A 12,396-nucleotide genomic window follows, 5' to 3' on the forward strand; every position below is an offset into this window, starting at 1 on the left:
TAAGGAAAGGAATCGCGATGAAGAACATAGCTGTTACTTATAAAACACATTACGGTACAACAAAACAATACGCACAGTGGATTGCTGAGGAATTGGGCGCGACTTTACTGGAGCAAAAAGAGGCAAACCATGCTAATTTGCAAGAGTATGATCTTGTGATTCACGGCGGCGGTTTGTATGCTAGCGGCATTCTCGGTATTGATTTGGTGGTGAAGAATCCGGTCAATAACCTTATCGTTTTTACCGTTGGGATGGCGAATCCTGAAACTACAGATTATACCGAAATTATCCATAAGAATATACCAGAGGGGTTGCGTGAAAAAACAAAGATATTCCACTTGCGCGGCGGTATGGACTACGGAAAGCTCAGTGTCCCTCATCGCGCAATGATGGCGATGATGAAGAAGATGACCATAGACAAGAAATCAGAAGCGGAGCTTACCGCGGAGGACATCGCCTTCAGGGACACCTACGGTGGCAATGTAAATTTCACAGACAAGGCAACCATAGCACCGCTTATCCTGTACGTTCGGGGACTATGAAGGGAGAAACATTATGAAATACGTACATACGAACCTAATAGCCAAGGACTGGCGTAAACTGTCCGACTTTTATAAAACTGTTTTCGGCTGTAAGCCAATAGGCCCACAGCGAGATTTGCGCGGTCAGTGGCTTGGCGATATGACCGGCATCAAGGATGCCCATATTGAAGGCGAGCACCTGTTACTTCCGGGCGTCTCGGATAACGGCCCGACCTTGGAAATCTTCTCATATCCCGAAATTATCGATTCGGACAAGGCTGTCAATGCCTGTGGATTCGCCCACATTGCCTTTGAGGTCGATGATATTGAGAACATCATGAACCTTGTAGCGCAGGAGGGTGGATCTGTTTTGGGTCAGGTTGTATCAAATGATTATGGTGATTTTGGCATCGGTACATTCGTTTATGTGAAAGATCCAGAAGGAAATTTGATTGAACTGCAAAGGTGGGAGAGATAATGAAAACAGTAAAAAAGACCATTCGTATATTTCTCAAGACAGTAGGTATTATCGCCTTGGGCCTTTCAGCAGCAATGCTTCTCGTGGCGGCCATTACACAATTTGGTGCATCTATACTAAATCTCATCGGAGTTACTAGTGCGCCGTTCAATATAGGTGCAGCTTCAGTTACTGGTTTTGCCCAGCTTCTGTTTGCGATCTTAATTGACGGAGCATTAGTGGCTCTTGCTGCCATTTGTAGAAAGGGCATTAAATGGCTTATAAGATGGGTATAGCCTGTGTCTACCGATTGACAAAAGCGCAGAAAGCATCATAATAATATTAACTAGCAGTGTTGCGATTGTCAGGAGGATAAAGTGAAAGATAAGCATAAACAGGAAGTGACGGAATTTGATAAAGTAGAGCCGCACACTCGTGACTTTAGTCGTGAGTTAGACGCAAACCACTTGGATTCAGGCGATACATATGGTATAATATATGTATGAATAAAAAAGAGGTATTTACATACGAAAACGAAGTTACGCATGGTAGGGGATATGTCTATTCCTTACAGTACCATATTGTGTGGTGCACCAAGTATCGGAAGAGGATATTCGCCTGCGGATTAGAGGATGTTGTAAGCAGTTATCTGGAAGAGACGGCGCAGAAGTTGGAGCTGGAGATTCTGGCTAAGGAGGTTATGCCAGATTACATCCATCTGTTGGTGAGTTGTAAGCCGCAGCTGCGGCTATCAGATGCTATCAAGGTACTAAAAGGCAATTGTGCCAGATGGTTATTTCTTAACTACCCTCATATCAAGCAGCAGCTGTGGGGCGGTCATCTGTGGAACCCCTCTTACTTTGTGGTGACGGTTAGTGAAAGAAGCCGCGAACAGGTCACACAGTATATTGAAAGTCAAAAGAAACAATAGCACGGAGGTTGTTAGGGGGTACTTATGAAGCATGTATCAACCTATTCGGTAAAAATTAAGGACTATAGACGGGTATTTAAGGATACGGTCACTGCCTATCGCCAGGCAGTGGATTATTTTATTGCCGTCGCCGATAAGGAGTGGTCATATTTTCAAGAAGTTTCATCATCTATGTATCGCTTGCGGCTCATGGAAGAGTTTGCCCACAGAACGGCTAAGCGACCCAGTCCCAAGTATTGTTTTGAAGAAGCTGAGAAGGTTTTCTACAAATTCCCCTCTTATCTACGAAGAGCTGCTATCAATGAAGCCTTGGGTAAGGTTTCCTCCTATCGCAGCAATCTGGACAACTGGGAGCAGTCTGATGTGAACCTTCGAGGGAAGCCACCAGCTTGTCCCCGAGCCGGGTTTATTTATCCTGTCCTCTACCGCGAGAATATGTATAAGCAGTCAGGTGAGAGCAAGGCGGCAATCAAGGTCTTTATAAATGGAACCTGGAATTGGATTATGGTTTCTCTTAACAAGGGAGATGTAGATTATATCAAGCATCACTGTGCAGACAGTAAGGAATGCGCCCCCACTTTGCAGAAGCGGGGGAAGGAGTGGTTTCTGGACTTTCCCTTTGAACGGGAAATAGAACTTAAAAAAGTGGAACCATACGCCCAGCGGATTGTGGCGGTTGACTTAGGGATTAACAATGCCTGCGTCTGCAGCGTGATGACAAGTGACGGCACTGTCATGGGGAGAGAGATCCTGACTCTCTCCAGAGAAAAAGACCGTCTGAATCACTGCATAGGACGAATTAAGAAGGCGCAGCAGCACGGCAATAAACGGACACCGAGACTATGGGCAAGCGCCAAGGGCATCAACCGGCACATCGCTGAGAGGACAGCGGCCTTCATCCTTTCTGTGGCTCGGCAATATGAGTCAGAGGTAATCGTCTTTGAACATTTGGAACTGAACGGCAAGAAGCGAGGCAGTAAGAAGCAAAGGTTGCATTTGTGGAAGGCTAGAGATGTGCAGACTATTGTTACGCATAAGGCGCACGTATATGGCATGCGTATATCACGAGTGAATGCCTGGAATACCTCACGTCTGGCTTTCGACGGAAGCGGTAGGGTAGAGAGAGGGGTGTACGAACAGAATGGAGAAGTGAAATACAACTATTCCATCTGTGTCTTTCCTACCGGTAAGACCTATAACTGCGACCTCAATGCCTCCTATAACATCGGTGCCAGATACTATATTCGTGAAATCTTAAAATCCTTGCCGGAGACGTCAAGGTTGGACATTCAGGCAAAAGTTCCTGAGTGTACCAAGAGAAGCACCTGCACCTTATCCACGCTCATCAGTTTACATACGGCTATGTGTGCATAGCACACAGTAGCTGAGTGTAGACAGTAATGTGGAAAGGCAGTCCGCTCCCCTAAAGGGAGCAGCGACCGTAAGGTCGCTGTAGGAAGCACGTCACTTTAGTGATGTGAGGCTTCACTTACTAATTGAAAGTCATCTCGGTTTGCAAAGACAAGGTCCTGGAAGTGACGAGATGACGCTAAAAGCGTTAAGTTTTATCGATAACCTGGATGAAAGCTCTAAAGTTGCTGATATTGGCTGTGGTACAGGAACACAGACAATCACCCTTGCTAAGAACACACCTGGTGATTTTATCGGCGTAGATATGGTGCAAGATTTTGTAGATATCTTCAACAGCAATATAAAAATGGCAGAATTGACAGATAGAGTTAAGGGCATGGTTGGGGATGCACTTAGTTTGCCATTTACAAAGGATAGCTTCGACCTTATCTGGTCTGAGGGTATGATTGATAGCTTGGGATTTGAGAAAACCCTTAATTTTTGGAACGCTTTCCTTAAAAAGGGCGGCTATGTTGCGGTGACAAGTCCGTCTTGGCTCACCCGAAATCGCCCGGCAGAAATCGCTAAGTTTTGGACCGATGCAGGAAGCGGACTTTATGCGATTGAAGATAATATTGCTTCCATGCAAAAGGTCGGATATAGCTTTGTTTCTGCGTTTACATTGCCTGAAAATTGTTGGCTAGAGGGGTATTTTACTCCGCGAGTGAATGCAGAAAAAATGCTCCTTGAAAAGTATTCTGGTAATCAAGTAGTTGAGGAGTATGTAAAGAGCATGAGGTATGAGGTTGACTTATACAGGAAGAATAAAGCAGATTACGGGTATGTGTTTTATATCGGTAAAAAGATGTAGCTCTTTGGCTAGGGAAGATTATTATATGCATTTTCATAAATTTTAAAGTATCAAAAGGAGAGAGTATGAACTGGGAACCGTGGACGGGATGTTATCCTGCAAGTGCAGGGTGCGATAACTGTTATTTTTATGGTCCAAATGCTAAGCGCTTTGGACAAAACACCATTACCAAAACCGACAAATTCGATTGGCCTATTAGACGAAATAAGAAAGGCGAGTATAACATTAAAGGAGATAAGATTCTGGCAACTTGCTTTGCCACGGATTTTTTCTTACCGGAAGCCGATGAGTGGCGAAGCGAGGTCTGGGCGATGGTAAAGGAACGCCAAGACATTGATTTCTTGATTCTCACCAAACGTATCGACCGCTTTATGATGGGGCTCCCTGAGGACTGGGGTGAGGGGTATGATAATGTGAATATTGGCTGCACCGTAGAAAATCAAGAACTAGCGGATGTGCGCCTTCCTTTATTTTTGTCATATCCTATCAAACGACGTTTTATTGCAGTGTCTCCACTCCTTGAGAGAATTGATTTAACGAACTATTTGCATGGCGTAGATCACGTAACGGTAAGCGGTGAAAATGGGAGAGACACCCGAATCTGCGACTATGAATGGGTGCTAGATATTAAAGAACAGTGTGAGAGGGCTGGTAAGACCTTTTGGTTTAAAAGTACAGGTACGTATTTTAAACGAGGCAACGAAGTAGAAAAGATTAACCCTTTTAAGCAGGGGAGTCTCGCAAAAGAGTTAGATATTAATATTTCAGATGGCAAAAGGTTATTCTAGTAAAGTGGAGGTGCTCTTATGTGGAAGTGTGAAAAGTGTGGGCGAGAATTCAAGAACCAAAACCAAGATCATTATTGTGGCAAAGTAGAAACGATTGATCAATATATATCGGAACAATCAGAGGAAGTACAACCGATTTTGCATAAGGTCAGAGAAACTATCCGCAAGGCAGCACCAGAAGCAACAGAAAAGATTTCCTGGAGTATGCCAACATTTTGGCAACAGGAGAACCTTATACATTTTGCCGCTTTTAAAAAGCACATCGGTATCTATCCAGGGGATTTATCCTTGCTTACATTTGCTGATCGATTAAAAGAATATAAGCATTCGAAAGGGGCGATTCAGCTTCCGCTTGATAAGCCTATTGATTATAAATTGATCGAGGATATTACCAAATGGAGGGTTAAGACTGTGGAAGAAGCTCATAAATTAAATGATAAAATCTATGAATATGAAGGCGAAATTATGGCTGCAGATAAGGGCGGGGCATATGTGGCTTTCCCCTTCGATGTGCGCCAGGAATTTGGAAAAGGCCGAGTAAAAGTTCATGCCACCTTTGACGGCGAACCTTATGATGGCAGTGTGGTAAATATGGGGATTAAAAACCCTGATGGTTCCATCTGTTATATCATAGGGATTCGTAAGGATATAAGAGGGAAAATCGGTAAACAAGTAGGCGATATGGTCAAGGTGACTATTAAGGAAAGAGAGTAATTATACCCGATAAGGTGTAGAAAATGACTTGATTTGAAATATGCACCTTATCGGGTATAATTATGCCGAAAATAATTGACAAAGTACCCGAAAGGGTATAAAATATTAAGCATGAATACAATAGGGAAATACGTTAAAGAAAAAAGAAAAAGTGTTGGTTTAACTCAAGAGGAATTTGCCTTACGGGCAGGATTAGGACTACGTTTTGTGCGGGAGCTAGAGCAGGGCAAGGAGACCGTTCGATTGGATAAGGTGAATCAAGCATTGGCGATGTTTGGGATGGAGGCCGTTCCTGGCAAACTTACAAGGGAGGGAGTAAATGAGGAATGAGTACCGTAAGGGCTTGGTTTATGTGCAGAATAAGTATGCAGGCATAATCCAAGAGACGGAAGAGGGCTATCTGTATACTTATGATGAGGATTGATCGAAAAATCACAAAAAGAGAGACCCGCATATATGCAATGGAAGATTTTTGTCAGCTGTCAGGCCGTTTGACTCAGGATAAATACCGTGGTTCCTATGAAGGCTGTGGTCGAATAATTAAGAAATATTCCGCGTTTCCAGGCTTGGATTTATCCGAGCTATTTATTCGAGTTGTTCATTCTTTTATAATTGGAAACTCAGATATGCATTTAAAGAATTTTTCGCTGATTGAAACAAACCCCGCGACGAGGGAATACACGCTTTCAAGAGCGTATGATATTTTACCAGTAAATGTTATTATGCCTGAAGATGAGGAAGAGTTAGCGTTAACTTTAAATGGCAAAAAACGTAATATTCGAAAAAAAGATTTTCTTTTATTTGCAAAGAGCTGTAATCTAACAGAACATGCAGCGGAAAAAATCTTGAGTCGATTAACCTCGCTAAGGGAGACGTATGTGAAACAATGCGAGGAGTCTTATTTACCACAGGACTTGGTCAAAGCAATGAAGGATATAATAAATAAACGCATGAATAACCAACTCCCAATGCCTATGCTTGGAAGTGGTATCTTGTGCACCGAAGTGCAAACAAGGATGTAAGTCTTCGACTTACTTTACTAGCCGTAACACTTTCGTCTTTCGAACCTGTATCGTACAGGCTGTTCGTGCCGAGACGGCGGTCTCATGCCACCACTATCCGTTTGACCGGAATACTTTTTAAGGAACGGTATGTTTTATCGTCTTTACTTGACGACACATATTGTTTTACTTGTAAGATGTTTGACTTACAAAACCTCATACAATATTCGGTTTTCAATGTTCCGTTCTTATTTATATTGTATCATATTTACCAAGATTACGCAAACAAATGTTCGGTTAAAAACAAATGTCTTAACGATGGAAATGTGAGGAAAATGTGAGCATTCACCCACGCCCATGCACGTTTTATGGACGTGGTACTCTGCTTAACTTTATAGAAACTTTAAGTTGAAGAATCTTTACTTTGCCGATATTCCCCAGGTCGCATCTGATAAAACTTTTTGAATTTACGACAAAAATAGCTAGAGTCTTGAAAGCCGGTGTTCTGAGCAATTACAGAAACCGGCTGTTTTGTTGTTCGCAGTAAGATAGCAGCCATACTTAAGCGGTATTGAATTAGATATTCTACTGGGGAAACGTGTATGCCCTTTTTGAATAACTGCAAAGCGCTACTTTTGCTGATAGTAGCAGCGCTGGCAATATCAGCCAGCGACAATTCCTCCTGGTAGTGATCGTGGATAAATTGAATCATGGTTTGAATCTTGTACTGTCTTGATGCGCTGTCTTTCTCACTGGCAATAGGAGTCGGTATTTTTGCGTGTTTCAATAAAACATCCCACAACTGTAAAAGCTGCTTGAGAATGTAGAACTCAGATATTTCCGAGCCGTCCAGATACCTATAGAGAGGGTAGAGAATCTGGAGAATTTGTTCTTGCCATGGAACTTCAGGAGTAAATACTTGATAAGTGAGGGAAGACTCGATAAACGGACGGATGTACTTTTCGTATATGCGAGTTTCTTCAGGGGCGAGAAGGCTAGGATAGAAAACAATATTGGGCATAATGGCCCCGTCTCTCGTTTCAAAACGGTGCATAACGCCACTATTAATAAGCAGACTATTCCCTTCTTCGAGAATGACTTCCTCTGTGCCAATAAGGCAGATAACCGAACCACTAGTAGCAGTTACGATTTCAAATTCGTAGTGCCAGTGCCAGTCAATATAATGAAAATCATATTTCCAGATATCATCTACATAATAAGCGAAATGAAAGTCATCACTTCCATGCTGTACAGTTTCTCTTAGCGTGTCATCGGTATCGATTCGGTAAAATTGCATTTCTATACCTCGATTCTTTCTTGTTTGTTATATAGTACAATAAAACTCTGATATAGTCCAATGAAATAGCAGTAGAAATATGATATTGTGCTATAAAAGGTAGTCTTAGACGAAGGTTGGGAGGGAATTCTTATGGAAGGTAAACTGTCTTTTGTTAAAATGGAAGATGGCTATACGGTAGCTGTATTTGCGGTTAGATGCAAAACGGATGTAGATGAACTAACCTTAGACATGATGGAAACAGGTCTAGATGTGTTATATGAGCCGAAAAATAAAGACGGCAGATATGAAAGCTACCTTATTGGTAATAATATGGGTTTTAATATAGTGACTCATGAATATAAAAGAGAGCGAGGATAAAAGAATGGAATTTTTAAAAAGTAACCCAGAATGGACACGGGCGCCAAAGCAATATCAAATCGACGAAGATAAGGTTGTGATTACGACAGAAAAAGGGACCGATTTATGGGCTCGTACGTATTACGGATTTCAAAATGATAACGCGCCGGTTTTGCAAATTAGTACGAAGGAAAAGTATTTTTCTTTTATTGTGAAGACCGAGTTTGAAAGTACCTGCCGCTTTGACCAGTGCGGGGTAGTTATGTACCTAGATAGCGATAACTGGTTTAAAGCTTCTATCGAATATGAAGATGACGAATTCCAGCGTCTTGGTAGCGTGGTGACCAATCATGGGTATTCTGATTGGGCGACGACAGATATTTCTAGCGATGTAAAAGAGATGTGGTATCGGTTTTCCAGAAGAGAAAGTGATTATTGTATTGAATCTAGTCCGGACGGCGTAGATTTTAGACAGATGCGAATTTTTCACATGTTTGAAGGTGGGGATGCGATTAAATTTGGAATTTATGCGTGTAGTCCGACGGTGGGTTCTTACAAAGCAACCTTTACCGAGTTGGAAATAGGAGAGTGTGAGTGGAAGACAGATGCCGAGTGGCGGGAGGAAGAAGATGGAATTTAAGTGGTTAAACGAAAGCGAAATAGCGATAAAAGAAGAGCGTATAGAAATAATGGCACCAGGGCAAACAGACTTCTTTTGTGGTAATATCGATGAATGTGAGGAAGGTTTTTTGCCGGAAACCTTAAGTAATGCCCCATATTATTACACAGAGATTGAGAGTGACTTTGTGCTTAAGGTTAAGGTGTCTCATGACTTTAAGGATATTTATGACTCGGCTTCGGTCATGGTAATGAAGGATTTGACTTGTTGGGCAAAGGTGTGCTTTGAACTTACTGATTTCGGGACGCACGCGGCTGTAAGCGTAGTTACAAATGGGAATTCGGATGATGCCAATGGCTGTAACATCGAGGGCAATTCAGCGTGGCTACAAGTGTGCCGGGTAAACAATGATTTTGCCTTTCACTATTCTTTAGATGGTGAAAATTACTATATGACTAGGTATTTCCATCTACCAGTCGATTCGGTGGTAAAAGTAGGCTTATTGGCTCAGGCGCCAACGGGTGATGGCGGTATCAGAGTATATGAGAATTTAAGCATTGAGCGAAAGACCGTCAAGAATATTAGAATGGGAAGATAAAGAAGATGAATAACAAATACAACAAAACTATCGTCGCTTGCTTTATCGGCTACATCGTCCAAGCGATCGTTAATAACTTTGCGCCCCTACTTTTTCTGACGTTTGGTAGAACGTATCAGATTTCTTTTTCCCAGCTAACGATGTTAGTGACGATTAATTTTGGCGTGCAACTTCTAGTGGATATACTATCTATCAAATTTATTGACCGCCTCGGTTACCGAATTTCCATGGTGCTGGCTCACCTTTTTGCTGCGGGCGGACTGATCTCCTTAACCTTTCTACCGGAGATAATGAGCAATTCTTATGTAGGCGTTCTAACCGCTGTTATTATCTATGCCATTGGAGGCGGTCTCCTAGAGGTGTTAGTAAGTCCGGTGGTAGAAGCGTGTCCTTCAGATAATAAGGAAAAGGCCATGAGTATGCTCCACTCTTTTTACTGCTGGGGGCACGTCGGTGTGGTAGCACTGTCTACTTTGTTCTTCCAATTAGTGGGAATTGGCAACTGGAAAGTACTAGCCATTATCTGGGCGCTTATTCCCCTTGGCAACGCAGTAGCTTTTATGAAAGTTCCCATCGCACCTTTGCTTCCAGAGGGTGAGTCAGGCTTGCGGATCAAGGATCTATTCAGAATGAAGCTTTTCTGGGTACTGCTTATCATGATGATCTGTGCCGGTGCCAGTGAACAAGCAGTGAGCCAGTGGGCTTCCGTTTTTGTCGAAAGAGGCCTTGGCATTACCAAGTCCCTAGGCGATTTGGCAGGGCCAATGATGTTTGCGATTATGATGGGACTATCTAGGCTTTTTTACGGGAAGTACGGCGACCGGATTAATTTAGACCGCTTTATGATTTACAGCAGTCTCCTGTGTATTGCCTCTTATCTGGGGATTTCGCTACTACCGATACCTCAGCTTAGCTTGATCGCCTGTGCAGTTTGCGGATTATCGGTAGGAATTATGTGGCCAGGAACCTTTAGTAAAGCCGCATCCGCTATGCGAAACGGCGGGACAGCAATGTTCGCTTTACTGGCCCTTGGCGGTGATATCGGCTGTGCCGGCGGCCCGACTTTAGTGGGTCTCATATCCAGTAGATATCATGATAATCTTAAGGTGGGAATCTTGGTAGCCATTATCTTTCCGGCCCTTCTTCTTATTGGTGTTTTACTTTGTAAACGCCGGGAAGAGCGAAAAAGAGTATGTAGAGTTTGTGAAAACTCTTGAGAAATTGCGCACAATCCGTATAATAACTAAATAATGAAGGTAAGACGAAGGGCAAAAGGTAGCGGTTTTGCCCTTCTTTATATACAAACAGATATCTAACCCAGTTAGATAATGGAAAGAGTAGGTTTCATGTTTGGCATTGTAGTAGGTAACAAAAATGAATTAACAACAGAAGAGCTAGCTAGATATCGCAGTGTGTACTGCGGGTTATGTCAGAGTCTTAAGAGCAGGTACGGTCAGATAGAACGTCTAACCCTTAATTACGATATGACCTTTCTGGCCCTATTGCTAGAAGGGCTTTATGAGGAAGATGAGCGAGAAAAGGAGATCAGATGTCTCGCCCATCCCACTAAGAAGCAAGTGGTGATTGCTAATGAATTTATAGATTATGCTGCAGATATGACAATTCTTTTGGCTTATTATAAGGCCGAAGACGACATTGCCGATGAAGGGAAGGTTGCGGCCAAGGTACTAAAAAAACTACTGCATAAAGACTTTTTAGCAGTTGCGAGGATTTATCCAAGGCAGGCCGAATGTGTCAAGACGAGTCTTGAAGAGCTAAGTAAGATTGAGAAATCCCCCACTGGTACTCCTGATGAGGCCGTCAATTTATCAGGGCGAATGCTTTCAGAAGTCTTTGTCTATAAAGAAGATTTTTGGGCGGATACTTTACGAGATATCGGTTATGAGCTAGGACGCTTTATCTATCTTGCGGATGCCGCTCTCGATTATGAAAAAGACAAAAAAGAAAAGAGTTATAATCCCCTTTTTCTAATGGATAAAAAGCCAGAGGAGATTCGCGATATTATGGAGCAGGCAATCGGTAGCGTTAGCTTTTTATACGACAGGCTCCCGATAATAAAAGACACCGGTATTATGGAAAATATAATCTATAGCGGGGTGTGGCAGCAGTACAATATTAAGGTTAAGGAAGAGAAGAATCAAGATGGTAAATGATCCCTATAGTGTATTAGGTATCCAGCGCGGTGCCAGCAAGGAAGAGATAAAGAAAGCATATCGAAAAAAAGCCAAGGAATATCATCCGGATTTACATCCGAATGATCCTACGGCAGCGGACAAAATGAATGAAGTCAATGAAGCCTATGATATGTTAAGTAATCCCGAAAAGTACGAAAGAAGGCAGCAGGAAAGTAGTGGTTATGGCGGTGGCAATCCCTATGGTAGGAACCCTTATGGTCAGAATCCTTACGGCCAAGATCCTTTTGGACAGAGCACGACAGGAGAAGGCGGTTTCTACGGTTTTGACTTTGAAGATTTATTTGGCTTTGGTGGACGTCGTCAAGAGATGCCAAAGCCCAGTAGACAAGCTAGTGATTCTGAGGCAATTAGGAAGGTGGTTGATCTTATTTGGTCTGGTCGCTATGATTTGGCGATGCAGTATCTTAATACGATAGCCAGTACCCAGCGAAATGGTCGCTGGTATTTCTTATCTGCTCTTACAAACCACGGACTTGGCAACCGGATTAACGCCCTTTCCCAGATCCAGATGGCCTTACAGTTAGAGCCTGGGAACCGGGAATATATGCAAGCTTACAACATTCTCAAACAGACGGGAAATGCCTATCAGAGCTCAAGTAGGAGCTATGGCAGCGCCGCTAGTGGCATGCAGACGTATTGCACGAGTCTATGTGCGCTTCAGTTCTTGTGTATGTTTTGTAGATGTTGATAAAAG

General features: G+C 42.8%; 18 protein-coding genes and 1 pseudogene. 18 read left to right on the plus strand and 1 reads right to left on the minus strand.

Translation table 11 applies throughout. From position 1 onward, the window contains the following. Positions 1 to 17: 17 nt before the first annotated feature. The 12 genes and pseudogenes from NHH16_RS10890 to NHH16_RS10945 all read left to right on the plus strand — a co-directional run bounded on the left by NHH16_RS10890 (position 18) and on the right by NHH16_RS10945 (position 6,654). Complete coding sequence (locus NHH16_RS10890; RefSeq protein ID WP_262069636.1) at positions 18 to 542, plus strand: flavodoxin domain-containing protein; 525 nt, start codon at positions 18 to 20, stop codon at positions 540 to 542. A 13-nt stretch (positions 543 to 555) separates the two neighbouring features. After that, positions 556 to 999: a VOC family protein gene (locus tag NHH16_RS10895; protein WP_275982203.1), complete on the plus strand. Its 444-nt coding sequence runs from the start codon at positions 556 to 558 to the stop codon at positions 997 to 999. After that, positions 999 to 1,274 carry a hypothetical protein gene (locus tag NHH16_RS10900; protein ID WP_262069637.1) on the plus strand — a complete coding sequence of 92 codons (276 nt, stop codon included), beginning with the start codon at positions 999 to 1,001 and terminating at the stop codon, positions 1,272 to 1,274. Before NHH16_RS10895 ends, NHH16_RS10900 begins: the two co-directional genes overlap by 1 nt. Positions 1,275 to 1,355: 81 nt before the next feature. After that, the gene (locus tag NHH16_RS10905; protein ID WP_262069638.1) at positions 1,356 to 1,484 is read left to right on the plus strand and encodes a hypothetical protein; all 129 of its coding nucleotides are present in this window, start codon (positions 1,356 to 1,358) and stop codon (positions 1,482 to 1,484) included. Next, positions 1,481 to 1,909, plus strand: coding sequence for an IS200/IS605 family transposase (gene tnpA, locus NHH16_RS10910; RefSeq protein ID WP_262069639.1), 429 nt, complete (start codon positions 1,481 to 1,483; stop codon positions 1,907 to 1,909). The genes NHH16_RS10905 and tnpA overlap by 4 nt, the downstream gene beginning before the upstream one ends. Before the next feature lie 24 nt (positions 1,910 to 1,933). Beyond that, positions 1,934 to 3,283 (plus strand): IS200/IS605 family accessory protein TnpB-related protein, encoded by a 1,350-nt coding sequence (locus tag NHH16_RS10915; protein WP_262069640.1) that lies wholly within the window; start codon positions 1,934 to 1,936, stop codon positions 3,281 to 3,283. A 103-nt stretch (positions 3,284 to 3,386) separates the two neighbouring features. Beyond that, positions 3,387 to 4,130 (plus strand): class I SAM-dependent methyltransferase, encoded by a 744-nt coding sequence (locus tag NHH16_RS10920; protein WP_330643518.1) that lies wholly within the window; start codon positions 3,387 to 3,389, stop codon positions 4,128 to 4,130. A gap of 65 nt (positions 4,131 to 4,195) precedes the next feature. Then, the gene (locus NHH16_RS10925) at positions 4,196 to 4,918 is read left to right on the plus strand and encodes a phage Gp37/Gp68 family protein (RefSeq protein ID WP_262069642.1); all 723 of its coding nucleotides are present in this window, start codon (positions 4,196 to 4,198) and stop codon (positions 4,916 to 4,918) included. 18 nt (positions 4,919 to 4,936) lie between these two features. Further along, positions 4,937 to 5,338 (plus strand): annotated as a pseudogene (locus NHH16_RS15720) (iron chaperone); the annotation flags it as partial. A gap of 45 nt (positions 5,339 to 5,383) precedes the next feature. Then, on the plus strand, positions 5,384 to 5,632 hold the full coding sequence (locus NHH16_RS15725; protein WP_262069683.1) for a DUF1905 domain-containing protein: 249 nt from the start codon (positions 5,384 to 5,386) through the stop codon (positions 5,630 to 5,632). Between the two features lie 111 nt (positions 5,633 to 5,743). After that, positions 5,744 to 5,962, plus strand: coding sequence for a helix-turn-helix transcriptional regulator (locus tag NHH16_RS10940; RefSeq protein WP_262069643.1), 219 nt, complete (start codon positions 5,744 to 5,746; stop codon positions 5,960 to 5,962). Positions 5,963 to 6,042: 80 nt separating this feature from the next. Beyond that, complete coding sequence (locus tag NHH16_RS10945) at positions 6,043 to 6,654, plus strand: HipA domain-containing protein (RefSeq protein ID WP_262069644.1); 612 nt, start codon at positions 6,043 to 6,045, stop codon at positions 6,652 to 6,654. Between the two features lie 382 nt (positions 6,655 to 7,036). Here NHH16_RS10945 and NHH16_RS10950 read toward each other — a convergent pair whose 3' ends face one another. Further along, entirely contained in the window at positions 7,037 to 7,930 is an 894-nt protein-coding gene (locus NHH16_RS10950; protein ID WP_262069645.1) for an AraC family transcriptional regulator, read from the minus strand. A 132-nt stretch (positions 7,931 to 8,062) separates the two neighbouring features. Here NHH16_RS10950 and NHH16_RS10955 point away from each other — a divergent pair, with 132 nt between their 5' ends. From NHH16_RS10955 to NHH16_RS10980, 6 genes are all read left to right on the plus strand, one after another. Beyond that, the gene (locus NHH16_RS10955; protein WP_262069646.1) at positions 8,063 to 8,290 is read left to right on the plus strand and encodes a hypothetical protein; all 228 of its coding nucleotides are present in this window, start codon (positions 8,063 to 8,065) and stop codon (positions 8,288 to 8,290) included. 4 nt (positions 8,291 to 8,294) lie between these two features. Further along, complete coding sequence (locus tag NHH16_RS10960; RefSeq protein ID WP_262069647.1) at positions 8,295 to 8,909, plus strand: DUF1349 domain-containing protein; 615 nt, start codon at positions 8,295 to 8,297, stop codon at positions 8,907 to 8,909. Beyond that, the gene (locus NHH16_RS10965) at positions 8,899 to 9,486 is read left to right on the plus strand and encodes a DUF1349 domain-containing protein (RefSeq protein ID WP_262069648.1); all 588 of its coding nucleotides are present in this window, start codon (positions 8,899 to 8,901) and stop codon (positions 9,484 to 9,486) included. The genes NHH16_RS10960 and NHH16_RS10965 overlap by 11 nt, the downstream gene beginning before the upstream one ends. 5 nt (positions 9,487 to 9,491) lie before the next feature. Next, a complete protein-coding gene (locus NHH16_RS10970; RefSeq protein WP_262069649.1) occupies positions 9,492 to 10,703 on the plus strand; it encodes an MFS transporter in 1,212 nt (403 codons plus the stop codon). Between the two features lie 129 nt (positions 10,704 to 10,832). Beyond that, positions 10,833 to 11,660, plus strand: coding sequence for a DUF5685 family protein (locus NHH16_RS10975; protein WP_262069650.1), 828 nt, complete (start codon positions 10,833 to 10,835; stop codon positions 11,658 to 11,660). Further along, entirely contained in the window at positions 11,650 to 12,390 is a 741-nt protein-coding gene (locus NHH16_RS10980; RefSeq protein WP_262069651.1) for a DnaJ domain-containing protein, read from the plus strand. The genes NHH16_RS10975 and NHH16_RS10980 overlap by 11 nt, the downstream gene beginning before the upstream one ends. Positions 12,391 to 12,396: the final 6 nt, after the last annotated feature.

It is taken from the genome of Ohessyouella blattaphilus (genome assembly GCF_024721265.1).
In the GTDB taxonomy this organism is placed as follows: Bacteria; Bacillota; Clostridia; order Lachnospirales; family Lachnospiraceae; genus Aequitasia; species Aequitasia blattaphilus_A.

What these genes read in the sequence shown, in the direction of transcription:
- NHH16_RS10950 (WP_262069645.1), bottom strand. Translation starts at nt 7,930, where the DNA reads ATGCAATTTTACCGAATCGATACCGATGACACGCTAAGAGAAACTGTA.
- NHH16_RS10895 (WP_275982203.1), top strand. Translation starts at nt 556, where the DNA reads ATGAAATACGTACATACGAACCTAATAGCCAAGGACTGGCGTAAACTG.
- NHH16_RS10890 (WP_262069636.1), top strand. Translation starts at nt 18, where the DNA reads ATGAAGAACATAGCTGTTACTTATAAAACACATTACGGTACAACAAAA.
- NHH16_RS10900 (WP_262069637.1), top strand. Translation starts at nt 999, where the DNA reads ATGAAAACAGTAAAAAAGACCATTCGTATATTTCTCAAGACAGTAGGT.
- NHH16_RS15725 (WP_262069683.1), top strand. Translation starts at nt 5,384, where the DNA reads ATGGCTGCAGATAAGGGCGGGGCATATGTGGCTTTCCCCTTCGATGTG.
- NHH16_RS10980 (WP_262069651.1), top strand. Translation starts at nt 11,650, where the DNA reads ATGGTAAATGATCCCTATAGTGTATTAGGTATCCAGCGCGGTGCCAGC.
- NHH16_RS10955 (WP_262069646.1), top strand. Translation starts at nt 8,063, where the DNA reads ATGGAAGGTAAACTGTCTTTTGTTAAAATGGAAGATGGCTATACGGTA.
- NHH16_RS10970 (WP_262069649.1), top strand. Translation starts at nt 9,492, where the DNA reads ATGAATAACAAATACAACAAAACTATCGTCGCTTGCTTTATCGGCTAC.
- NHH16_RS10945 (WP_262069644.1), top strand. Translation starts at nt 6,043, where the DNA reads ATGATGAGGATTGATCGAAAAATCACAAAAAGAGAGACCCGCATATAT.
- NHH16_RS10965 (WP_262069648.1), top strand. Translation starts at nt 8,899, where the DNA reads ATGGAATTTAAGTGGTTAAACGAAAGCGAAATAGCGATAAAAGAAGAG.
- tnpA (WP_262069639.1), top strand. Translation starts at nt 1,481, where the DNA reads ATGAATAAAAAAGAGGTATTTACATACGAAAACGAAGTTACGCATGGT.
- NHH16_RS10940 (WP_262069643.1), top strand. Translation starts at nt 5,744, where the DNA reads ATGAATACAATAGGGAAATACGTTAAAGAAAAAAGAAAAAGTGTTGGT.
- NHH16_RS10925 (WP_262069642.1), top strand. Translation starts at nt 4,196, where the DNA reads ATGAACTGGGAACCGTGGACGGGATGTTATCCTGCAAGTGCAGGGTGC.
- NHH16_RS10975 (WP_262069650.1), top strand. Translation starts at nt 10,833, where the DNA reads ATGTTTGGCATTGTAGTAGGTAACAAAAATGAATTAACAACAGAAGAG.
- NHH16_RS10960 (WP_262069647.1), top strand. Translation starts at nt 8,295, where the DNA reads ATGGAATTTTTAAAAAGTAACCCAGAATGGACACGGGCGCCAAAGCAA.
- NHH16_RS10915 (WP_262069640.1), top strand. Translation starts at nt 1,934, where the DNA reads ATGAAGCATGTATCAACCTATTCGGTAAAAATTAAGGACTATAGACGG.